Annotated in this window: 22 protein-coding genes and 1 pseudogene; 18 read left to right on the top strand and 5 right to left on the bottom strand. The window is 45.0% G+C overall.

All coding sequences use genetic code 11. The annotated features are described in order from the left end of the window. Positions 1-163: 163 nt before the first annotated feature. Positions 164-1,333 (bottom strand): IS4 family transposase, encoded by a 1,170-nt coding sequence (locus Dvar_RS26140; RefSeq protein ID WP_419656065.1) that lies wholly within the window; start codon positions 1,331-1,333, stop codon positions 164-166. Positions 1,334-2,571: 1,238 nt separating this feature from the next. Here Dvar_RS26140 and Dvar_RS26135 point away from each other — a divergent pair. From Dvar_RS26135 to Dvar_RS26055, 17 genes are all read left to right on the top strand, one after another. Then, positions 2,572-3,618, top strand: coding sequence for a DDE-type integrase/transposase/recombinase (locus Dvar_RS26135; protein WP_419656063.1), 1,047 nt, complete (start codon positions 2,572-2,574; stop codon positions 3,616-3,618). A gap of 3 nt (positions 3,619-3,621) precedes the next feature. Continuing rightward, complete coding sequence (locus Dvar_RS26130) at positions 3,622-3,972, top strand: transposase (protein WP_419656062.1); 351 nt, start codon at positions 3,622-3,624, stop codon at positions 3,970-3,972. Between the two features lie 11 nt (positions 3,973-3,983). Then, on the top strand, positions 3,984-4,895 hold the full coding sequence (locus Dvar_RS26125; protein WP_419656061.1) for an integrase catalytic domain-containing protein: 912 nt from the start codon (positions 3,984-3,986) through the stop codon (positions 4,893-4,895). Beyond that, the gene (locus Dvar_RS26120) at positions 4,870-5,478 is read left to right on the top strand and encodes a hypothetical protein (RefSeq protein WP_419656060.1); all 609 of its coding nucleotides are present in this window, start codon (positions 4,870-4,872) and stop codon (positions 5,476-5,478) included. The genes Dvar_RS26125 and Dvar_RS26120 overlap by 26 nt, the downstream gene beginning before the upstream one ends. Before the next feature lie 133 nt (positions 5,479-5,611). Further along, positions 5,612-6,142 (top strand): hypothetical protein, encoded by a 531-nt coding sequence (locus tag Dvar_RS26115; protein ID WP_419656059.1) that lies wholly within the window; start codon positions 5,612-5,614, stop codon positions 6,140-6,142. A 96-nt stretch (positions 6,143-6,238) separates the two neighbouring features. Next, the gene (locus Dvar_RS26110) at positions 6,239-6,958 is read left to right on the top strand and encodes a PP2C family serine/threonine-protein phosphatase (RefSeq protein WP_419656058.1); all 720 of its coding nucleotides are present in this window, start codon (positions 6,239-6,241) and stop codon (positions 6,956-6,958) included. Positions 6,959-7,088: 130 nt separating this feature from the next. Then, positions 7,089-8,681 (top strand): hypothetical protein, encoded by a 1,593-nt coding sequence (locus tag Dvar_RS26105; protein WP_419656057.1) that lies wholly within the window; start codon positions 7,089-7,091, stop codon positions 8,679-8,681. 41 nt (positions 8,682-8,722) lie between these two features. After that, positions 8,723-9,472 (top strand): hypothetical protein, encoded by a 750-nt coding sequence (locus tag Dvar_RS26100; protein WP_419656056.1) that lies wholly within the window; start codon positions 8,723-8,725, stop codon positions 9,470-9,472. A gap of 144 nt (positions 9,473-9,616) precedes the next feature. Then, a complete protein-coding gene (locus Dvar_RS26095) occupies positions 9,617-9,964 on the top strand; it encodes a hypothetical protein (protein ID WP_419656055.1) in 348 nt (115 codons plus the stop codon). A gap of 172 nt (positions 9,965-10,136) precedes the next feature. Further along, a complete protein-coding gene (locus tag Dvar_RS26090; RefSeq protein WP_419656054.1) occupies positions 10,137-10,277 on the top strand; it encodes a hypothetical protein in 141 nt (46 codons plus the stop codon). A 1,139-nt stretch (positions 10,278-11,416) separates the two neighbouring features. Further along, positions 11,417-11,701: a hypothetical protein gene (locus Dvar_RS26085; RefSeq protein WP_419656053.1), complete on the top strand. Its 285-nt coding sequence runs from the start codon at positions 11,417-11,419 to the stop codon at positions 11,699-11,701. Positions 11,702-11,863: 162 nt separating this feature from the next. Beyond that, positions 11,864-12,130, top strand: coding sequence for a hypothetical protein (locus tag Dvar_RS26080; protein ID WP_419656052.1), 267 nt, complete (start codon positions 11,864-11,866; stop codon positions 12,128-12,130). After that, complete coding sequence (locus tag Dvar_RS26075; protein ID WP_419656051.1) at positions 12,117-12,437, top strand: hypothetical protein; 321 nt, start codon at positions 12,117-12,119, stop codon at positions 12,435-12,437. Before Dvar_RS26080 ends, Dvar_RS26075 begins: the two co-directional genes overlap by 14 nt. 14 nt (positions 12,438-12,451) lie before the next feature. Continuing rightward, a complete protein-coding gene (locus tag Dvar_RS26070) occupies positions 12,452-14,956 on the top strand; it encodes a type IV secretory system conjugative DNA transfer family protein (protein ID WP_419656050.1) in 2,505 nt (834 codons plus the stop codon). A gap of 521 nt (positions 14,957-15,477) precedes the next feature. After that, positions 15,478-16,527: an SPOR domain-containing protein gene (locus Dvar_RS26065; RefSeq protein WP_419656049.1), complete on the top strand. Its 1,050-nt coding sequence runs from the start codon at positions 15,478-15,480 to the stop codon at positions 16,525-16,527. Positions 16,528-16,570: 43 nt separating this feature from the next. Beyond that, positions 16,571-16,966 carry a hypothetical protein gene (locus Dvar_RS26060; RefSeq protein WP_419656048.1) on the top strand — a complete coding sequence of 132 codons (396 nt, stop codon included), beginning with the start codon at positions 16,571-16,573 and terminating at the stop codon, positions 16,964-16,966. Between the two features lie 275 nt (positions 16,967-17,241). Further along, entirely contained in the window at positions 17,242-18,627 is a 1,386-nt protein-coding gene (locus tag Dvar_RS26055; RefSeq protein WP_419656047.1) for a transposase, read from the top strand. A 16-nt stretch (positions 18,628-18,643) separates the two neighbouring features. On the opposite strand, the pseudogene Dvar_RS26050 reads toward Dvar_RS26055, so the two are convergent. Beyond that, a pseudogene (locus Dvar_RS26050) lies at positions 18,644-18,919 on the bottom strand (HU family DNA-binding protein). A 561-nt stretch (positions 18,920-19,480) separates the two neighbouring features. Here Dvar_RS26050 and Dvar_RS26045 point away from each other — a divergent pair. After that, entirely contained in the window at positions 19,481-20,713 is a 1,233-nt protein-coding gene (locus Dvar_RS26045; RefSeq protein ID WP_419656046.1) for a tyrosine-type recombinase/integrase, read from the top strand. On the opposite strand, the gene Dvar_RS26040 is transcribed toward Dvar_RS26045, so the two are convergent. The 3 genes from Dvar_RS26040 to Dvar_RS26030 form a co-directional block, all read right to left on the bottom strand. Then, the gene (locus tag Dvar_RS26040; RefSeq protein WP_419656045.1) at positions 20,693-20,908 is read right to left on the bottom strand and encodes a hypothetical protein; all 216 of its coding nucleotides are present in this window, start codon (positions 20,906-20,908) and stop codon (positions 20,693-20,695) included. The genes Dvar_RS26045 and Dvar_RS26040 overlap by 21 nt on opposite strands. Before the next feature lie 500 nt (positions 20,909-21,408). Further along, complete coding sequence (locus Dvar_RS26035) at positions 21,409-23,442, bottom strand: ATP-binding protein (RefSeq protein ID WP_419656044.1); 2,034 nt, start codon at positions 23,440-23,442, stop codon at positions 21,409-21,411. A 10-nt stretch (positions 23,443-23,452) separates the two neighbouring features. Continuing rightward, a complete protein-coding gene (locus tag Dvar_RS26030) occupies positions 23,453-23,917 on the bottom strand; it encodes a hypothetical protein (RefSeq protein ID WP_419656043.1) in 465 nt (154 codons plus the stop codon). Positions 23,918-23,971: the final 54 nt, after the last annotated feature.

Raw genomic sequence — 23,971 nt, 5'->3', positions numbered from 1 at the left:
TTCATCATTATAGACAAACAGGACATAAAAAGATGGAATCAATGTGATCTGGATCCTAATAGAAGTGAAATATTTAAAAAATGTGGCCGAACTCGATTTTTTTCTGATCAACTTATGAAATTCAAACGCGGTTTCGGCTTTATATACCATCATTGGTGTCCGGTTAAGAACTGAACAAATTCAGTTGGATATGTCCAGAAGTAAATTTATTATTGTAATTGCTTTCTGTCAATGCGCATGAAATAAGGGTTTTCTCAAAAAGAGTAATACTCAGAACCTGTAAAATTGTGTAGAGGCTCTGGTTAAGCGCCAAACGCTTTTTCATGATGGCCACCAGCACATAAACGGATATAGCGATCCAAATCTGGGTCTTTACGGCGGTTTCTGAAACCCAAAAAAATTTCTTTATCCGCAGATGCTGCTTGATCCATTTGAAGAACAGTTCCACTTGCCAGCGATACTTGTACAAGTCGGCTACTGTCCGGGCCTCTAATTCGAAGTGATTGGTTACAAACGTCAGGCGCTTTCCGGTTTCAGTGTCGAAATATTTGATCCGTCTCAATTTCTCTGGATAGGCAATGGCCGATTTATACACCACCGGACGGACGGTTTGATCACAGATAACGCCACTGGCTTTATCCACTGGAGCGGAATAGAGCCGTCTGAGCTTGGTGTTGACTTTGGTCCTAAGGATGAAGAAAGCCATTCCACGGTGCAGTCTATGAAGTCTTTCAAAATCAAGATAGGCGCGATCCATCACATAAATCGAACCGGGTTCCGGGAGCAGTTCATCGAGAATGTTGACATCATGAACCTTGGCATCGGTTATGGATACAAATGACGGGATATTGCCCCTGAGATCAAGCAGCGTATGTACTTTTATCCCGCTTTTGGTTGACCGAAACCGCGCCCACGGAAAGACCGAGCGGCAAAGATCGATTGTGGAGGCATCCAGGGCATATACCGTTTCGTCAAGCTGGAGGCCAAAATCGTCATCCGCATAAAGTTTCCGGGCCTGTCCGATCAGGACCTGGGCGAAGTCGCAGTAAATCCGCCAATCCCGTTTCTCGTTGGCATCGGCAAGCGTGCTTTTGGAAACTTTACACTGGATCCCGACGTTATGAAGCTTGTTGTGCATTGCCCGTAAGCAAAGAACTGTATCGCGCAAGCTTTCACGATACGTCAGTTGCGCAAATGCCATACACAGGAACTGCTCGTAGCATGAGAAAGAACGAATTCGGTAGTTGCCGTTATAACGCTTGACACAGGTACGAAAGCTTTTCCGTGGCAAAAAGTCCAATACCTGTGAAAAGACGGTTCTCCCTTGATACATGTGTATCTCCCTTCGCATTTATGTCATGGGAAGGGAGATACTGGTGCCAAAAGCCAAAATCAAGGGGTTGCCCGTGTAAAAACGAAGTTATTTATATTTAAAACATTATGTTATACAGTTTTTAGTCAACTTTAACCGGACACTAGTGATATACCATATGAATTCGAAATTAGCTTATCGAATGAATCCGACTTGCAGTAGGGGCATGCTGAATAACAGTCCATTTTTCCACAAAAAAGGCATTTAATAATATTGAAAAATGTTTAGCCGAATTCAGATTCTCATTGTGTTTCGGCTCATGGGTATTAGGGGCCAGGTTTTTAAATCGGTCTTGCTTTTATCCACCCTTCCACATTTCAGGGGAATGGATTGGATAGAGCTTCCACTTTCAACTATAATGACTGAATAAGATAACGGGTGTGTCTACCATGAAATGTGAGAAATCTAAAAATAAATCAAAAAAGCTGTGGTTGCCAAGACCGAAACAGCTCATTCCGCCTACGCTTACTATTCGAAGCGGGAGGGAATATGATCGAAAAAGGGAAAAAAGGGTAAATCGGCGGGTAGAGGAATGGGAATGATGGATGTCTTCTGTTTGCTTTTTTAATAACACCGTAATGCAAAGAAAGGGGGTGGAACAATGGGCGGAAGGCGTTAAAGTAAAAGTCTACTAACAGCATAAGGCTGGCCGGGCGCAGGGAGCCTGGGAACTGAAATCCCAAAAAAGCAACAACCTTAAGACCTTAAATATTGAACATATCAATAGTCAAACCCAAAGAAGGTAAGCCATGAACTCATACGATTCTTGCCCTATTGTGACCGAGAAGCCAAAGATGCAATCAGCTCGAATTGGTTCCCCATTTACATCTGTTCGGATTGTGGTACCTAGTTTTGTTCAGATGATGGTCCTCCCTGCCCTGAGTGTGACTAACTAAATTGTCCAAAATATGATCGAGTCTATGCTTAACCGGCAGCATGAGAGTGCGCAGGTTTTTTTGAAAAACAACGATGCTTTCCCGTTTATTAGGAAGCATGACAATTACCAAACGAGGAAAAAAACATATGGGGGATTAAACCGAGAGAGTCATCTGACGGTGCAGGGGCCGTCCGGGTGCGGGGTGCCTGGGAACAGAAATCCACTTTCGAACGAATTACCTGTTCGTGCTACTAAGAAATCGTACAAAACCTGAAAAAACAAGGTAACACTTTCTCTCTACAAAACAGAAGGAGAAAGTGTGATGAGTACACAGTCGTTTACCCAGGCACAGAAACTGACCATTTTGAAAAGTGCCGCCACTGTCGGGATCAAAAAAGCGGCAAAAATCGCCGGGGTTCATTACACAACCGTGTATGACTGGCGCAACAAACTGAAAACTCTTGGTGAAGAAGGATTTCTGACCTACCAGCCTTCCCGTCCAGGTCGGGGTAAAAAGATCATTTCGGCGCAGCAGGAGGCTGCCGTGCTGGAATGCTGGAAATCCAATCCGGGGTTCGGTCCCGGACAGATCAGAGGGCAGCTTCGCCGTGCCGGCATCACCATCTCGACCCGCAGTGTCAGAAAGCTGATGCAGGCCAACGGTTATCGTCTACAGACCAAGCGATCGGACAAGTCCAGCACCCAGCGTTTTGAAGCCAGTCGTCCCTTGGAATTGGCGCAGATGGACATCCTGGAGTTTTTCATCAACAAAGCCAAGGTCTATCTGATCCTGCTGATTGATGACTTTTCCCGCTTCATTCTAGGTTGGCGACTGCTGGATCAAACATCGGTCGATGCGGTGATCGGGGTCATTAGCGATGCCGTGGCGCGCTATGGGAAAATGGAGGAACTGCTCACCGATCGCGGGTTTGTGTTCTATTCATGGCGCGGGATCAACCGTTTCGAGAAATACCTGGAGAGCGAACGAATCGATCACACCCATGCGAGGCCGCATCATCCGCAGACCCTGGGCAAGGTCGAGGCCTGTAATCGGAGGATAAAGCAGGAACTGATTGCGCAGCAGCCGTTTCCCAATCTGCATGAAGCCCGGGGGGCGATCGAGCGTTGGGTGGATCATTTCAACTATCGGCGGGCGCATCAGGGTATCGGCGGTTTCCTGGTCCCAGCCGAACGTTTTCACGGCCATGCAAAAGAAGCGCTGAGCGCCATGGACAAAGGATTCGACATTACCGGCCAGGATGCGATATCGTCATTTATTGAGCGCAGTGTCATCAACCTGGTGATGAACCCGGAAGGCCGGTTAACGCTCTACCTTCTGGGCCAACCGATTGACCTTGGCGGGAGGTGAAGCATGTCGGCGCCGTTAACCCCTGAAGAAGTGGCCATTATCATCCGAGCCAGACGCCTTCTAAAAGAGAAGGGATTGTCACCGGATACCGATGTAAAAACGCTTTGCAGCCAAGTCGGGATATCCCGAAAGACCGGTTATCAATGGGAAAAGCGCCTGGATCAGGAAACCAACGACCCGGCGCGGGAAGAATTTGAACGCCTCAAGGCCGAGCATGAGAAACTCAAAAAGGCCTACGACGACGTTAGTTGGGAAAACGAAGGCCGTAAGATCGCCTGGGAGATCCACGAAGTGGATGCGATGCTGGCCGAAAAAAAAAGCACTATGGCCAAGCCCAAAAAGGAAAAGCGGTAGCGTTTCTGCGGTTGGCCCAGCGACCGGAACGGCAGGCCGCCTGGGTGCTGGTGATTCCGCCGAGCACCCTTGCGGCCTGGAACCAGGGCTTCGACGAAAAGTTGAGACCGCTGACCATACCGGATAAGCGGGGCAAGGCGGCCAAGGTCACCGTTGATTTGGTTCGACGCATTGTCGAACATGCCAAGGGATATCAAGGCCGACGGATCCGCCTCAAAGCGTTCCGTGTCGAGTTGCGCGAAGCGGGCATCGACCTATCGTCCAAAACCATCGAGGCGATCCTGATCGCCAATGATCTTTACAAAGCGAGAATCCGCGAGAAACGGCCTCGGTTTTACCAGAGCCTGTGCCAAAAAGTGCCCAACGGTCTTTTGAGCATCGACGGCAGCGAGGTGGTCGTGTGGCTCGGAGACACGGCGTATCCGTTCAATGTGGAACTGTCCGTGGATGTGGCCACCTTCGCCCATACGGCCTTCAGCGTCGATGACAGCGAAACGGCCGAGGCGGTAATCAAGGTCCTTGAAGCCCATCGCCATGCCTGGGGGGTGCCCATCGGAGTTCTGGGCGATTGCGGTAGCGCCAACGGTAGCGACGAGGTCATGCGCTATCTGAAGCGATGGGGAACCAAACCGGTTCCGGTCGGTCCCGGTAATCCCAAAGGCAACGGAACCGACGAAGGTGCCTTCAGCCACATGAAAAAAGCCCTGGGACAGATCCGTATCGACATGACATCACCGAAGACCCTGGCGCGCAGCGTGTTGGAGATATTGGTGTCCGTTTACGTTTATATGCGCAACCGGCTTCCTGTTCATCTGCGAAGGATGACGCCCTGCCAGCACATGGCGGTAAGGGTCTCCGATGAACAGCGGGCTGTCGAACGTAAAGGACTCGATGCGCATGTGGCGGCAAAAAACCAACAATGAAGCGGACCAGGTGAAACTCGATCGTCTCGACTGGGTGGTTCGCCATTACGGCCTCGATGTGACGCCCGATGCTCTCAAACACGCCCAGCGGACGATCAAGGGGTATGAGCTGGAAGCCCTCCGGCAGACCGAAGATGCGTTTTTGAAAGCAATCCGCCGGAACGCCAGCCGGCGGAATCTTTCCTATTTCTTCGGCATATTGAAAAACATCCAGCGCAAGATGGATGAAGATGCCAAAAGAGACTACTGCCGCCAACGGTACAACCATGAGGTGATGCTCAACATAGAGCGGCAAAAGAACGCACAGACGGAAGCAATCTCTATTGATGACATCCTCGGCATGCTTTCGAAAGCAGTAGCCAGCAATATCCGATTTGTCAAAGAACTGGCTGTCAGAAAGGCTCGGGAATGGACCCTTGAATTTATAAAATCATGCCGTTACCTGGAACCGATAAAAAGAAAAGTGGAGACGTCGCTGAGCACACAAACTAACCTGTCCATCGATCAAAAAAAGGAAGCATGGGAACTTTTTTGTCAGTTCCTGAACATCCATCAACAGGAGAGTCGTGTTACCTCGTTTTGAGGATTTTGTTCGGATTTTTATTGTCCCATTACAATTACCTGAATTTTAAATAGCCTGTCTAAGCAATCAAGCAAACCTTCCATATACATTTTCCATCAAGCGACTAATGATATAATCGACACAGGAGGTGGTCATGCAAAACAGAATGGTTCTTCCTTGGATTCTTGCCAGCCTTTTGCTCGTTTCAGTTATATGCCCCCAGGAGGCTGAGGCTTGGTTATATCATGCCACCCGGAGGGCCGTAGCCAAGAGAATCATGAAGCATGGTGTCAACCCATCTAAGTTCAAGGCGAGATCGCGATTCGGAAAAGGCTTTTACACATCTTCAAGGCCGGGCACTGCTGTTGCTGAAAAGGGAAAAGGTAACGTGTTGATTCGACTAAAAGAGAATTCTTCCTTTCATAAACGGGCAATGGATCTTAGAATCCCAAAACCGGAGAACCTTCGGAAGTATGCTGGCCCTAAATATGACATGCGAGGTGCAGTAAAAAGGCAAATTATCGGCCCCAAACTTGGTAAGAAAGTAGGGAAGTGGGCTGCAAAAAATGGAAAAATCATAAAGTATAGATCCACAAAAAATGGTGGATCCAACTTTTTCATCCCAGGACAAACCTTAAAATCCAATAAGAAAGTCATTATTCCTCAAAAGATAATTGATAGGTGAAAGATTCAGAACATTCTTTCTCTTGAAAAAAACGATTTGTTTGTCCTTTATTAGCTCGCATCTAACTAACGATATATATATATAAAAGGAATTGCGATGCTAACCGAACAACGAGGCTCTTCGGCAGTAAGTTGGAGCAAGGGAACCAAGCATCGTTTTTACGAAGACCGTTACCGCATATTGTCGCGTGAAATACCGCTTGTGGCATCCAAGAAAATTGGTGAGCTATTTGCCGTGTTCGATGGCATCGGCAGTGCTCCGCGTGGCATGGCCTCCGCCCAGGAAATGGCCGATAACCTGGTTAATTTTTTCCGCGAAACAGAGTCAACCCCGACTAGTGTGAAAGGCCTTTTAGACCTGCTTATGCGAACCAATATTAAGGTCTATCATTGGGGTTTTATGCCAGTAACAGACCGACCCTTGGGTGGTTGTGCGGGAACGATAGCCTGGATATGCAGAAATAGACTGACCATTTTTTATGCAGGAGATACTACAGCAATATTGATACGTGACGGCAAAGCAACCGAGCTTACACGACCTCATCAAACCCCTGATGGCGCAATATTTAGATATTTTGGCCTTGGAGATTCACTGAACATCGATGTGGACGAGTATGAAGTTGAAGAGTCTGACCGTATTCTGCTGCTAAGTGACGGAGTAACAAAAGTTATGCATCCCATTGATGCCGCAGAATTTACTGAGCAATACCTCGACGTTTCGCGAGCTGCAGATGCCTTGGCCACGCGAACCCGCAACCTCGGAGCGACGGACGACATCACGGTCTTGTTGGTCCAGATAGATGAAATCTGGGAATAGCCAAATACCTGCCTTTATCATTTGTTTTAAAACAGTCCTGAAAAATACAACTTGTTTTCAATTTATCTTAGATTAATTCCACCGGACAACTATCCAAAAACCTAACCACCCTCACCCCAGGAGGTCAGCCATGCTGCGTAAAAGTAATGCCCAACAGGTTAAAGACAGCGCCATTTCAATTTTAGGATACGAGCAGGCCGCCGGCAGTAAAAAATGGGGGGTAATTCCCATGCTGACCTTGAAAGCGGTTGAAGAGAAAACGCAGCCCAAAGTCAACGGGCGTGACGATGGGCAAAACAACTATCCGGGTGCCGGTGATACGGAGCTGTCCAAGACCGAGAAAAACATCCTGTTTGAGGCTGAGAGCTTCCTCGGCAAGACAAAGGATTTTATCAATAAGTACCTGACCGATATTGCGCGCAAAATGGCCGGCATCGCAGATAGCGGTGTCGCCGATAGTTTTTACGACCTGAAGATCGAGCCCCAAAAAGAATTCAACAAATACCAGGTGCATGCGAGCCCGGAGCTGATCAAGCTGCGTGTAAGCGAAAGAAAGGCCCGGCGCGATCTCAACCGTTTCAAAGCGGACCATCATCTGCAGCGCAATGCGGTGTACCCCGAATCGTATGTCAAACATTTTGCCGTATTGTTCGCCTTTCTGCTGGCTGAGTGCATTGCCAACACCTATTTCTTTTCTGCCAACAGTGACCTGGGCTATTTGGGCGGCTTTTTCCAGGCCCTGGTGGTCAGCATTGCCAACGTCGGCTTGTCCTATGTGTTTGGCTGGTTCGGGTTCACCCAATTGAATCATCGAAACCTTATGCGCAAATTCATCGGCGGGCTGTCCGCCATATTCTATCTGGGCGCCATCGGGACGTTTCATCTGTTGATTGCCCATTACAGGGACCTGCTGACGATTGACCCGGACAATGCGATCATGCTGACGCTGACCCGCTTCAGACAGGATACGTTTGCATTGGATAGTCTGGAAAGCGTCATTGTGTTTGTGATTGGTGCCATTATCTCCATCCTGGCAGTGGGTAAGGGCTACGCGCATGATGACCGGTATCCCGGCTATGGTGCGGTGGATCGTCTGCACAAGGACGCAGAGCGGGCCTACAACCAAAAAGAGGCCGAAGTACGTGACACGCTGGTCAACCTTATCAGTGAATCGGAAAGAAAGGTCGGCAGCCGCCTGGTGGAGCGCGAGGAGCGGATCAAGAAAATGGAGGATTTGCTCAGCGGTGCCAAGTCTGTGATCGCGCATATCGACAACATCGACAATCAGGTGGCTGATGTAGTCAACACGGCGATCATGAATTACCGCGAGGCCAACAAGAGTGTTCGAACCGAGGCGATTCCCGGTTACTTTATGACTGCCCCCACGCTGAACAACAAATTGAACAAAGGGTGTGACATCCTGATGCTGGAGAACCTTGAGCAAATCGTTTCCGGCGCTAAAACCGAGCTCGAAACCACTCGTGCCAATGCCCAAAAGGTCATTGAAGAGTTGTTTGAAGAGTCCCATGAGATCAGCCGTACTATTGATGACCTGGCTGACCAGGTTGATCGCAAGGCCCTTAAGCGAGTCGTATCCGACGAAAAAACCGGGTCTGAAATCTCCCAAGAAAATATCCAAGCATCCAGTGAGATCGGCAGCAAAGTTGATTACCTGGCAGATCGGGTTGAACGCAAGGCAAAGAATTTGGCCAATCATGGCTAATGGCCATTGGTTATAACGCTATCCGGGAAAAGGAGAAGGCGATGAAAAAGTCTGACAAACAAGGATGGATCATCATCGGTATCGTGGGTAGCATATTTGCTCTGATTAGCGCATTTGCGGTTTATGCCAGCGTTACCCAGCAAAAATATGACACGAGCACGCTTTGCCCTCTTGAAGGCAGCTATCCCGTTGTACGGATACTCATCGACAAGACCGACCCGTGGGATGCGCAAAGAAGTGCACGGCTGGAGAAGATTATCCGTCAAACCAAAGACAATCTGGACGTATCCGAGCGTCTGGCCATATCCGTGCTCAATGAATCCGGTAGCGAGGTGCCGACGCCGGTGTTTGATATGTGCAATCCCGGAAGAGGGGATCAGGCCAATCCGCTGTACAAGAACCCACGCAGGGTGCACCAGAAGTTCGAGGACCAGTTCGATCTGCCGTTGGAGCAAATGCTGGTGGATATCTTGAAGCCTGGCACGGCCCCCCGTTCGCCGATCCTCGAAGCGATCTGGAATATCTCGCTAAGTGGCAGGACAGACCGGCTGGTGATCGTGTCGGACCTGATGCAAAATACCAAGCGCTTGTCGTTTTACCGCGACAACCTGACTTCCATACAGGAAGATGATGAATACAAAGCCAATATGCAGGCCATTCAGTATCGTTCAATCACGGTTTATTACATCGATCGGGATGGCATATCGCCGAAGCGGAAAGATCAGGCGATCGCGTTCTGGAAGCAACACCTCCAGCAGATGACGCCTGAACTGAGCTTTAATCGGCTGTAATGGGCAAGTACGCTTATACAGATAGGAGGACTTAACGTTGGACGACTGATTAAATCCACTAAATCCTGACAGACCAAGACTGTCCGGGTGCAGGGACCTGGGAACAGAATCCTGAATTTAACAATCAAGAAAATCGGAGGCTTTATGCTCGGCACATTGCTAATGTTTATTCCGGAAGAAGCATACATTTTGTTTTTGTTGCTGGGTGCAGTGATGGTCATGTGCGGATTTCGAAAATCAGGCTTAGGACTGATCGGTATGGTTTTAACCCTGTCATGTTTAGAGCCGGTGTTCGATGTTTTTATCAACCTTTTACCTGATTGGGCATTGTTGCTGATGTTAGTTTTTTTTGCGATCAGCCTTCTGAAGCTTATACTTGGAAAAGAAGTGTTCGGTTTCCTGGCCGGATCCATTTTGTTCGCTTTACTAAAGGCTCCGTTCCAGATTGCCGGTCGAATAGTTCGAATTATGCTCAAAAGACATCTTATTTGATTTGAGTGTGTAAATGTAACTCTCTTTATTACATCGATCGGGATGGCATATCGCCGAAGCGGAAAGATCAGGCGATCGCGTTCTGGAAGCAACACCTCCAGCAGATGACGCCTGAACTGAGCTTTAATCGGCTGTAATGGGCAAGTGCGCTTATACAGATAGGATGCTTGAAATGCCCAACAACACGAAGGTCTCGATAAGTTATTTAGAAGAGACAATAGAAGCTGTCAGCAGCGTTCTGAAAATGTCTTATTCCTGGCAGTTTGAAAATGCACAAGTTAGCGGCATTTTCTTATCTTATTCCGAAGAGTGAAAAAACCTATTATTCGACATATTCTTGGTTTTTAGATAAAATAACAGGCTGTTACTGATGATACTATAGAGTCAGCGCAGCAATTTCTGCACCAGGGAAATCGTCACATTTTCTTATCGCCATGTTTACTACAATTTGACGCAGCCGCTAACAGAAGCATTTGAAATCGAATTTCAACATAAGTTGGATATAGTGAAGGCAAGACTATACAGCGAAAAGAGCTCTGCTTCTGAATATTACATCGCTGATATGAATGGGTATTATAGAGGGCTATTGGAAATGGGCAACAGAGCGATTGCCCATTTTAAAGAGGCACTACTCAAGGAGAATAACCACTAAAGTAAAGCCACCTATCCCTTCCTTTTTAGAACTTCGTTTTTACGCTGAAATATTATTCTCCTTTTCCGTTTATATGCCCCAGAGCCAAAAAACAACATGGAGGAATCAACATAGTGGAATAATAAAATCCATTGAAGCCTGACAGCAGAAGGCTGTCCGGGTGTCGGGAACCCGGGAACAGAAATCCCAAACAAGCAACAACCTTAAGATCCTAAATATTGAACATATCAATAGTCAAACCCAAAGGAGGTACTTCATGAGTTCATACGATTCCTGCCCTTATTGTGACCGCGAGGCCAAAGATGCAATCAGTTCGAATTGGTTTCCCATTTATACTTGTTCGGATTGTGGTACCAAGTTTTGTTCAGATGACGGTCCTCCCTGCCCTGAGTGTGACTCATCAAATTGTTCAGAATATGATCGAGTCTATGCTTAACCGGCAGCATGAGTGTACGCAGGTTTTTTTGAAAAACAACGACGCTTTCCCGTTTATTAGGAAGCATGACAATGACTAACAAGGAGGGTGCATCATATGGGTGGCTAAAATGTAAGAGTCATCTGACGGTGCAGGAGCCGTCCGGGTGCAGGGTGCCTGGGAACAGAAATCCTAAATTAACATTAACAATAATGATCTAATTTTGAATGAACAAAGTTTTCAATCTTCATCATTATCTGCCCTCCAAATAAAGAATTTAGATTTAAACGACTTAATCGGGTTATAATTTTTGTCTCCACATCAAACAGATCGAATATATATCATCTTTTGTGTAATAGGCTTTATGATACAGGAGAAAAATAGGATGGGAAAAGCAGCCAGGCGTCGTCATGCCAGAAGGATGGATCATCTTTCCAAACTTTCTCACCAGTTTCCTGAGCGGTTTGACACCGAGTGGGAACTACGCATGACTGATTGGATGGATACTATTCGTTACCAGGCCTCTAAATGGAACCAGGGAAAAACTGAAGAATGGGAGCAAGTTTTTGTAATTGTCGATCGGGCCGTGGAGATTCTTTATGCGTGCAGCCCGGCGGCCCAGAGAAAGCATATGACTAAGACCATAGAGATGCTTAATCACGAGTGTTGATGTGCAGTGGCTCAGATAGCAGGCACGAAAATATACCGGCTCAACGCGATGGATCCTTGGTACTTCAAATTCAAGGGAAGGCGTTCAAGAACGAAAATAAAGGATTTTAAGCAATAGTTGTAGCTTCTTATATGACCCGAAACAGGTTTAAGAGAGGATGCTATGAAAGAGAACAAAATTGATTGCGAGGCGCTATCCTTCGTGTTTCCGAATGAAGTGGCGAAAAGCCAAACTGATGAGGTTATTAGTCCAGAAATTCGGAAAATTAATCAGCGTAACCTTCAAGTGAAACAAAGTGTAGCGAAAACACTTTGGAAGATGGGACTCAAGCCGGAAAACGTTGAATCGCTTCTTAACATTAAATTATCCCCTTCCGTTACATGCAACTGGTCGGTACCCAGGCAAAGGAGAAAGAATGAGTTGGGATGATGATCGAATGATTGACGCTAAGCTTTTCGGTTGTGCGAAAGCAGCAAAAATTCATGCCACAGGTGGGTACAGACCAGATCCGGTAGAATTGTCCGATCCACTTGAATGGAACCGCGGCGTGATCAGGGAGTTTTGCAGCGGATGTGGGTCGCTTTTCGAATTGTGCCGCTCCGGTGCGGCAGCAATGGGCGAACTGGGCGGTTTTCAGCTACCTGACGATCTTTCGGATCGATATTTAGTGGTGGATGGCTGCAGCTGCTGCGATGCCGTCTTCACATCTGTAAGTCTGAAACGCATCAAAAGCTAACATAGGGAGGTAGCATGAAAATTTCTGTAGACTTGCCAGCCGTGATCACCCGATCAATGGATGGTGGCGTAGAAGCCATCGTGGCCCTGGCCCTGAGATCAGTGGCCTCAGCCGAACTGGTGTCTACATCAAATGACAATGGCACCCCGAATAATCAGGCATTGCTGATTAACCAGTGGCAAAGTCGGCAACAATTGATGCAGGCTTTGGCGATCTGGCCGGATCACACCGCAATAGAACTTCACTGGACCGCCCATCCTGATCTGAAGCAACCGGTACAGGGACAATTGTGGATTAGCATTATTTTGAGGACTATCGCCGATGACAGAGACGCTGCCATTCAAGGTGCCATCCAGGGATATCTTCGTCTGCGACCACTATTGGAAACCCATCTACCCTTTGTGACCTTCAGTTCAATAAGCCAGAAATCGGAACTACGGTGTCGGCTTCATCCCTTTGATGCCCGTTATGCCATGGCCATCGGCCGATTGCGTCGTCGCGTCGCCCTGTCCAATCCCCTTCCACGGACTTCGGTCGGCTTCGGACCTATATTAGAGCCAGCAGAAAAAGGTGATTGCGTTGACCTTTGTTTTCCGTGGTCGCCGGCGAGGATGACATCGAATCAACTGGCAAAAGCAATGATGGCCCTTTGGGATCCAATTCAACTGGTGGTTCGGTTGACACCTTACCGACCCAACCGCGATGAGTTTCGGCAATTTGAAAATCAGATTGCCGACTGTGAGCGGTTTTTAACTGCCGGAAGTGGTGATCAGGTTGCTTCCGCAAGGCAGGTGTCAATGATTCGAGACATGGCCCTCCTTCAACTGGCCCGAATCAATGAAGCAGCTTTCCGGGTATGTGCCTTTCTATTCTCCAGCACCCCCATTGACGAAGCCCTAGCTGGCGGGCTGACCCAGCTGATGCTCGCCTCCACCACCGGTAAGGAAGGAAACCACCTCTTTGTCGGTGGACATACAGTTTTTCCCATTGATGTGGCTGATACGATAAATCCATTTTTCCTTGGAGAGGTACCTGTCTCTTGCCAAGAAGCGTCTGCTATCTTCGCGCTGCCCTTGCCGGTCATAGGTGAATCATCTGGACTTTACGTACGGCGGTGGCGGACGGCAGCCATCACTTCAGTCTTCGGCAATACCGCATCGAAAAAGAGCATTGTTCTTTTCGATAATTTCCATAATGAGCGGTTACAACCGGTGAGCCTGACAAACGATGACCGCATGAAGCACATGTTCGTCGTGGGGGCCACCGGTACCGGCAAGAGCGTGTTTCTAACAAATATGATCCTTCAGGATATTTCCAAGGGAAACGGCGTGTTCGTTATGGATCCTCATGGTGACATGGTGGAATCGATCCTGCCTCGAATTCCAAGAAGGCGAGCCGCAGACGTCATCCTTTTTGATGTGCTCGATGAGCGTCCAGTGGGGTTCAACTTGCTCCAATGGGACACGATTGAAGAACGTGACATGATCATTGACGAGATGTATCAAGCCATTGATCTCATGTACGACATGAAAGTGGCTGGCGGTCCTATTTTTGAAAATCATTTTAGAAAAATGCTCAAGTTGTTGTGTGGCGACGGAAATGGACAGCGACAAAATTTCTTCCCGACGGTTTTAGAATTTGAAAGATGCTATCTAGAAAAAGACATGCGCCGTTGGCTATCAGAAAGAACATCGGAAAAAGACGTAAAGGATTTCATCAAGGAAATTGAGCGCTCAAACACGGGTGAAATCCAGCTTTGCAACGTGGCACAATACATTACCAGCAAGTTCGGACGATTTACAGCCGACCAAAATTTGCGGCGGATTTTCGGACAGGATACAACCTCTTTTTCTTTTGACGATATCCTACAACAGGGAAAGATCTTTTTAGTAAAGATGGGACGGGGTCGCTGTGGTACTGCGGTCAGCAGCCTTCTGGCCAGCCAGTTGGTAGCCCGATTTAAGATTGCTGCCATGCGACGTGGGTCCATACCGGAAAAAGAGCGTAAAGACTTCTTCATGTACATTGATGAGGCAGGTCTTATTCCTCCTGCCAGCATCGGCGACCTTCTGTCGGAGGCTCGAAAATACCGTCTCGGTGTGGTGCTAAGCACTCAATACACCAAGCAGCTCAGCAGTCAGCTTTCAAGCACACGTAAGGATACCCTGTTGGATAGCGTCATCGGCAATGTGGGGGCCATTGTTGCCTTCCGATTAGGGCGTGAGGACGCCAAGGAAATGGCGATCAATTTTTGGCCCGATTTTTCAACCATAGACATCGTCAGGCTGCCCAATTTCCATGGGTATGCCAAAATACAGAATGGCAGCCAGCCATCCTCACCATTCAGCCTTCGCACACGACCTCTTTCCGCACGAGGTAGAGCAATCGTAGCGGAGGAAATTCGCAAAGTTTCATCAGTGTGGCACGGCAACGACCCTGAAGAAGTGGATGCTCAGATCCAAAATCGACGAAAACCCTGGCTTTACGAAGAAAAGGAAAATGAAACGCCCGAAATTTGACAAACTGGTTTCCTCGAATTCTTAAGGTTAAATCAGGTTTGGTTTTCTATCATTGAGTCTTAATGCAATTGTTATGATATCCGTGAGCTGCCTTGGTTGGCACAGCCGCTTGGGAAGAAAAGAAGGCAAAGGGTCGTCGAGATGGATCGTGAACTTGCAGAAAAGGTCAGGAAACTTTCTGTTGAAGATCAAGAGTTGTTTGAAGAACGGTCAGCGATAATGGAATTCGATGGCAAGATGTCAAGGACCAGGGCTGAATATGAATCCTATATATGTCTCATGAGATCCTATGTTAATGTCAGCCAAAACTTAAACAAGAATAAAAGCACGTTTTAGGAAAAAAACTCGCAAACCAATAAGTACAAAAATGGATTATGAGAAAAATATTTAGCAAAAGAAATATTCTCAAACGCTCAATCGTATATGCACTATCCGGATTATTATGCTTTTGCCTTGTTGTTACATTTTATACCTATAAAAAAAGAATTAAAAATAAATCGTCAGCCATTAAGGACATGAATATGTTTTCATCTGGTTGCAAAGCTACAGAAAACGATAAAAATAAAGAACGGTTGGCTGTTGATCAGGTGGTAGGAAACAAAATTGATGAAGACGAAGCAATGTTATATCTATTTGAAACTTACAATCTCAATGAAAAGATCGCTAGGTGGTGCCCATCCGAAAATTCAAAGATCCTGCAATATTTGTATAGTAAAGGAAGAATATCAGAGTTAGAATCCAAAATGGCCTTCAGCGCACATTACGAGGAAAATGGCGATCCTCATTTTTTTATCATAATTCAAACTGAACGATACTTTGATAGTTGCCATGCATGTACAGTGGTTTTGGGAGGTGCTATTTTTATTGAAAAAGAAGATATTTGGAGTTTGAAGGCATTTAATCCGTCTATAACCAATGCGGGGAGCTGGGGATTGGCACCGAATAGCATGGAACTGGTTAAGATAGGGCGGTATCTCCATGCAGTGGTCGTGAGAGATGGGTATACCTCACAGGGTGTTTATCAGGAAAACCTTATTATAATCGGTCCTGTAGGTGATCGGGTTGAACAACTTTTTTTTCTTCACGACATCAGCGGTGAAAACAAAGGAATATGTGAACCTAATTTAGAAAACAATGGATTCTATCATAGATGCTATTTTTACGATGCGACCATTATTTTCCATCATAGTTCGCACTTCACCCATGATGATATCGAAGTTGTTATCGAAGGTACTAAAGAAATGGATTATAATACGGTAACCCCTTACATGGAGACTTCTTATCACCGTTTTAACGGTTGCAGCTATGTGAAAAATTCTACGTTTGATTTATCTTACGACAAGCCTTTTTATATTCAAGTGGCCGCCTTTGAAAAGTACCAATCAGCAAAGTCATTAGCAAATAAATTGAATAATCTGGGTTACAAGTCTTATTGCGTTTTTCACAAAATAGATAACAGAAAATCTTTATTCAGGGTGCGTATAGGAAATTATGAAAACACAAAAAAATTGGATCATGATCTTAAAGAAATAAATAAAATGGGTTATGATGGATTTGTTAGTGCCCGGTAAAATAGAAAATCGCTGTCTTTCTTATCCAACGTATAGAATATAGATGGATTTCCAAACTAAAATAAGACTTACTGAAGCAAAAGAGAGTATTACATTTGCTGAAAACCTGCTTTTATCAATCATTGATGAAAAATCTACTGAAAATGAAAAAATACGCGCCGCTATTGATCAAATAGAAAGCGCTAAAAGGAAAATTGAATCAGCATTCTATTTATCTAATTTGAAACAAAAAGAAGTGCAACAAAATTCAGGATTAAATATGTTTATTTGTGATGGATGCGGAAAAAAAGCAATTGATGTTGCAGAAGTTATATTAAACAAAATTAATAATAGGCAATCACGTGTAATTCTATGTTTAGAATGTTTTAGAAGGGCTAAAACCCAAGAGATTTTTATAGGTGAAGAAACAAGTTTTATTTCATTCGCATATAAAGCATGAATACTTCACAGATTTTGATATCCAAAAAAGAATGTTCGATGCAAAGAAAGTATCCAAACACCCGAATTCTAATAGAATAAACAAATATGTTGTGGCAATTTGAATTGATGTTAGGTGGAGAGACAATTACTAACTCAACTTTCGGGATTGTAATCGAGAGGCAAAATAATGATCTATGTGTCTGATTTAATATAGAAAAGAATTGAAGAGCCCAATCTTTTGATATATTGTTGAATCACCACAATCCACAATAAAATCAAAGAGAAAGGGCTCAAATGGACCATAGCAAGGTTGCCTCCCAAACGCAAGCCGACATTCATGTTCACGGGCAAATTGACGCGTTCTTCAATCGATTCCGGATCGGTACTTTAATTCATCAATGTGGCATCCGAAAAAGGCATGGCCACAGCGTTCGTTCTTTGACACAAACGATCTTCAGTCTGTCGTTTATGGGACAGAACTTCTATCGCGGCATTGTCCTCAACCAGGATCTGCCATTCGGTAAAGATGCTGCCTATGAACTTCTCAAAGGCGTTCGACATAATTGGCGCAAGCTGATCCTATCCCTGGCCAGGCGGATCTTTTTGGTCTTCAACCGTCTGACAGATGACGATCGAGAATCGGTTTTCATCATCGACGACAGCACCTACGACCGATCGCGGTCCAAGACGGTTGAGTTGCTGTCCAGAGTTTATGACCACTCGACGGGTAAATACATCAAGGGATTCCGAATGCTGACATTATGCTGGTCTGATGGCGCCAGCTGTCTACCCGTCGATTTCGCGCTTCTGTCTTCTTCAGATGCCCAAAAACGTCTTGGTCATAATCTCAAGGCGATGGATCGACGCTGCTGCGCCAATCAACGCCGCCGGGAAGCCACCGTCAAGGCGACTGACCATCTCCATGATATGGTGAACCGGGCCTTAAAAGCCGGTTTGACGGCACGATATCTATTGATGGACAGTTGGTTCACCATGCCAGCGACAGTTACCTCCCTTGCTGACCTGATACCGGTCATCGGGATGGTCAAAAAGATTCGAACGGTTCATTATCGTTTTCAAGGCCAAAATCTGGATCTCATGGCCATTTATCGTCGGCTGAGAAAACGCCGTGGTCGGGCTAAGATCCTTGCCAGTACGGTGGTGACGCTATCCAGTGGGTTGCCCTGCAAGCTGGTATTCATTCGCGACAGAACCAACGGCGACTGGCTGGCGATCTTGTCTACCGACATCGGTCTTCCCGACAAGGAAATTGTCCGCATCTACGGGAAGCGTTGGGACATTGAGGTTTTCTTTAAGATGATCAAACAGCATCTGCGTTTGGCAAAAGAAATCCAATGCCGTGATTTTGATGCCCTGATTGGCCATACCAGCATCGTCTTCATGCGCTATATGTTTTTGGCCTATCATTGCCGAATGTCCACTGATCACCGCAGTTTTGGCGATTTGTTCCATGCCTGCTGCGAAGAGATACGCGATATCACGTTTATAGAGTCCTTGATGCGAATACTGGAACTGACTGCAGATCGGATGCGCTCCATAGGAGCATATTGTCAAAAAACATTCGATGCCTTTTTCTATGTAGCCATGGATGTGGCTCTGAACACATTGAGCATCGTGAAGAATAGAACTATCAGCTTCTCAGTGAATCCCGAAAGTTGAGTTACTAACTTGAGTGTCAACGATCGACTTTCTCTTTCAGCTCTCCGCCGGCCTTAAAAGAACGACAGCTTCTTGGGTTTGTTTTTCACCTTCTCGCCGGTCTTGGGATTGCGCCCGGTGTATTCATCGTATTCCTTGACAAAGAAAATTATAATTCACGGATTTCCACCTGATGACCTTTGGCCAAGGCGTCGGCCATCACATTGAAAAAAAAGTCCACAACAGCGGCAGCTTCCGATTTAGAGAATTCCGTGGCGTCCTTTAATGTCTTTATCAGCTCAAGCTTGTTCAGGGAACTGGTGCTCCTGAAGATCTTTTCTTGGGGTTGATAGGGTGTTGATTTTGTTGAAGAATAAAATTTAAAGTATAAATCTGGTTATGTTGAGTTAGAAGGAAGTGGTATGAAACCATTCTTATAAAACAGGAGATTGCTATATCAGTCTCATTGAGTTCTTTAATCTATCAACTGATTAAATCACACAAACAAAAATAGATATATAAAACAGTTAGTTATAATACTAAACACGGGGACTTTAAGTACCAGTGTCGCAACAGATCTTCAGAGTGAATTTTGAAAAGGCTATGTAAATATGAGATAAAAATTATGAAATTAGATAGTTATGGTTTTAAAAGCTTTTCATGCCGATAAATGAATTTTCAGAGCCAAGTTCCTACAATTCCTGGGATTTCCTTCCGTGTCCTAATTATGACTAACATTCCTAAATATTATATAAAAATATAACTGCTTCTAAAATCTGCCTTACCAATTTTCCTCCCAATATCCCACTTTTGACTTGATATTTGTTACATCTGTGTTACACAGAAATATATTCAGCCCATGGAGGGAATCATCATGGCCATCCTTGCCTACTGTCCGACATGCAAAATTTATCGGTCTCGTAAGAATGTAGCGACGATCAAAGGAAAGAAGAAGGCAGTCTGCACATCATGCGGTTACGACCTTGACAAAAGCAGAAAATTCAGGGTCAACATTCCAACCCCGCAAGGTAAGCGCATCACTGAGGTGGTTGAAGGAACATTATCGTTTGCTCGGAAGATCGAGTCAAAAATCAAGACCGATGTATCCAAGGAGAAACATTTCGACATCCGTAAAGCACCGATACTTTCAGAAATTTTCGACCTCTATCTGAAGTGGGCCAGGGAAAACAAAAAAGACTGGCGGCATAATGAGGGGCGGTGGAACCTGCATATCAAGCCTGTCCTTGGATCAAGAAAGATGGACCAGATAACACCGATGGACATCACAAACCTCATGGATGGGATGCAGAAATACAGAGTCCGGTTCGTAAAGAAGGGAGTGGCTGAATCCAATCATATGGTCGAACCGATACCTGGCACCCCCGCTCCTGCGACAAAAAAGCAGGCCCTTGCACTCATAAAGAGGATTTTCAATTGGGCCATCAAACGAGAGCTTTTCCATGGCGAGAATCCGGCATCCAAAGTAGAAGTGCCGAAGGTCAATAACCAGATAACTGAATGTCTGAGTAACGATGATCTCAAGCGGTTACTCGTTACCCTTGAAAATTGGGACAATAAACTTGGCGCTCTTGTCGTTAAGTTCGCAATCTATACAGGTTTTCGCCTTGATGAGGTCATCGGTTTGCAGTGGGTTAATGTTGATTTGGAGCGGAGGTTTGTCGAGCTTTCTGATCCTAAAGGAAAACCCGTCACTCTCCCAGTTTGTGGTAAGGCGATAGGCGTCTTAAAAACTGCCGAAAAATTTAAACCTGTTCCAGGATGTCAGTGGGTTTTTCCAAACAATAAGGGGCAGAGAAGGGTATCTTTTGGGAAAATATGGTCTCGGATTAGAGCTGCATCTAAAATTCCAAAAGGTTTCCGGTTCCACGGATTACGCCACAATTTTGCATCACACCTCGCATCATCAGGCGAAGTGGACCTTTACACACTCCAAAAGCTACTCAACCATCAATCTCCTGAAATGACACAGCGATATGCACATCTATTGGATGAAGCCCTTCGCAGAGGTGCAAATGTTGCTGACAAGGTCTTTGCGAACGGCAATGAAAAATCTACCGATACCCATTCAGAGCCCAAGCCTTCGTGATTGATCAAGCGCTGCATCTTTTTGGTCTTGGAGGATTTTTTCAATTTCCCCGATATCAATAAAAACCTTTCCCCCAAGTTTGACAAAAATCTGTGGATAAAGTCCTTGTGATCTCCAGTTACGCAATGTTTTTTCTGCAATATGTATTGCTTTAGGAGCATCCGAAATATGAATGAGATTCTCCAAAATCGACATGATTTCTCCTTTTGATCATAGACAAATGCCATTTATTTAGAGTTTCTTTTTATTAATATTTCTAAAACTAATATTACAAAAATCAAAGACAATCCGAGCTGGGCCATATCCTTTAGCCGAGAATCACGATTATGGGTTATATGTCCAACAAATTCACTGAGGGTTTCTGATGTTGACTCAATTCCAAATGCTAAATACTCTGAAATTAAAGGTATGATTACTGAAAAGACTACGATTATACTACAGATAACTATTGTCCCCTGAATTATTAATCGCCAATTTATGTTTGCAAACATAGTATAATCCTATTTTGGTGACCGATTTTTAAGGAGTTGGAAAAGATATCTAATGAACAAAATCCACAGAATAAGCTTTCCTATTTCATATTCCATAGAGTCACCTCCTAGTACTTTTTTAGCTATCTGTTTATACGTTCAAATTGTTTAATCAAGTTGAATCTTTTCTAATTTATAATAAAGGTCTCGCAAATCCGTTAAACGTTAATTAAAATATTCACTGATCAAAGAGAAAGTTACTTGTTCTCGAAATTCGGCTAAATTATCATCAGATTCGACAATAGTGCGGACTTTTTCCAACCCCATCTGATTCTGGCAGACCACAACTACCTGGGTTGCGCCTGATTCTATATCCTGGGTAATATTTTCGATGAGATTCTTTAAATGAAGCGTGATCTCATAGGCGACTATTTGGTCATCTGCGTTCCAAGAAAGGACATCAATGGATTTGTTTGAACCTTGGATCCGTCCTTCAATTTGAGCATTTAACCCATTGCTCTGAAGTCTTTTGCAAACCAAATGCTGGTAAAGCTGATGTTCAAAATCACCTTTACCTTGAATAGGTTTGAGCCCGAATTCTTGGTAGGCCTTTCTAGTCAGCACAGCAAAATGCGCTTTGCGTCCTTTTTTTGAGACCTGATACGGCCTACGATGGACATACCCATTAGATTCCAACAAAGAGATCGCTTTATTTACCTCGGCCTGGGATTTGAGCCCTGAAGCATTTTTCAAGTCACTGCTTTTGGTGAAAGGTTTTTGGCTTAGAAAATGGATTAGAGCCATGGCAAAAGGAGGTGGGCTTTGGGCACTGGCAAGCTTAATTGCCGTATCGGGAATCTTTATATCGCGATGTATTTTGCGATAGAAACCCTCCATAAAGATCTCCAACTCTTGATCTGTAACAGCAGACCCCATGTCCACATGGGGAACTCCGAGTAAAAACGGCCTCTCATAGCCTCCATAGCGCACCACACAGATCCCGTGTTTGGGAAGTTTGAACAAGTAGTCCGCCTGGTCCTGGTCCAAACCAAAAGATTCCTTTACGAAGTCTCTATCGGCACCATCGGTAAGCGGAAAGGCAAATTTAGTGTAAGCATTGGCTCGAATTGTCTGGTTGAAACTGGCTGATTCTTGACTGGCGATCACATAACCGATTCCGTGATCACGGGTCCTCGTGGAAAGTTCAATAATGTAAGATTCACCAAAATCAGATACATTCCGATTGGCATCGAACAAGACACGGCCTTCATCGATTATGAAAAGGGTGCGCAGTTTAGATCCGGACAATCCATGTTTCTTGTTATAACGGTAGTTAAGGCCAACCAAGTAACTCACTATGAAGCTATACATGTTATCAGTGAACCCTTCATCAAGCTCCAAAACAATATTTTCACTACGCCAGTATTCATCAGGGATCCCTTTCCGACAATTAAACACTGGACAATGAAGGTAAGGATATATTCGATTTTGCAATAACATCAAGACATCACGATAACGAAATGACTTCTCGGATTCCAATCGTTTGGAGATTACCCGGAATAGGTCCATCATTGTCGGCCAGTTCTGACTTCCGTCATACACCATTCGTTTCCGGTAAATGTATTCCAAGGTTTCAATCAAAATATTTTCAGATGTTGCGAGGATCCAATTCTGGCGAGTAAATACTTGTGCGAAAAATATGATATATTCAGTAAGCCCCATCCAGGGTTTTGGCTCCAACGGATTTGTTTTTAATTCGTTGCAGCCAATTACTCTAATATTGGGACACATCCGTGTTAGGGCGCGATATTCCAGTTTAAGATCAGGAATGATTATGTTGGCCTTGGAATCAGATCCTAATATTTCCGTTATTAACTGCTTGTTTAAATTAGATTTCCCGGATCCAACTCGTCCAGCCAGAATAACTGGCATAGAAAGATCATCAGGATGCATACCAAACATATCGTCGTGTTGATTCACGTTACCTAGCTGCAAAGGCCCAGATAAATATTGTCTTGCGTCCTCTCGACTGATTAATTCAAAAGGATTCTCCAGTCGTCGAAACTCAATTATTTCTCGATTCTGTTGGGCTTGACGCATTATGACAGGATTACGATCCAGATAATATTTGAGCTTGGCGTAATTTCCTGTTGCCTCACCAATTTTCTTAAGAAGCATAATTCCGCTGTGACCAGGAAGAATTCTGCCTTCATACAAAAATTTAATTAGCTTAGTGGGTGACTTATCGTTGATTTTCAAATTATCATCCTTAAAAATTGAAGATTGCTTTAATAAGACCGATAAAACCACCTATAATGAGGATAACAATCACAGTCATCGATGTGTTTTGCCAACTTTCACAGTGTGAACAAATTGCCCCCCTTTCTGTCAGGCGTCCGTCATGACCGATAGCAATTGTCTTCGAGCGGTTGCCCCAATGAAATTTAGAAGTACAGATAGCAGCTTTTTCAGGCGGAACGCAAATTCCAGAATAAGAATAAATGTAATTGTTAGGGTTTTCTGGTATTGGGTTTCCTGCTGGATCAATATGCACATAAATGGTTTCGGTATCTTCAAAGGTACCATCGTACTTGGGTAATGTTGATTCCTCTTTTATAATATATTCTCTTCCTTTCATGAAAACTTTATGAGTCGTTTTAAGGTTTGATAATTTTTCTCCAGGTGTAGGTTCAGAGAATATTCCGCTCTGATTAAAAGTATTGTCTTTAATCATTTCCCATTCCTTGTTTTAGAGGTGTGGTTCAGGGTCTGTAATATGGATATGTTT

Origin of the sequence: Desulfosarcina variabilis str. Montpellier (genome assembly GCF_048565275.1) — a bacterium.
Taxonomy (GTDB): Bacteria; Desulfobacterota; Desulfobacteria; order Desulfobacterales; family Desulfosarcinaceae; genus Desulfosarcina; species Desulfosarcina variabilis.
Note: the sequence above shows the minus strand (reverse complement) of the source record. Positions and strands in the feature narration are given on the sequence as shown.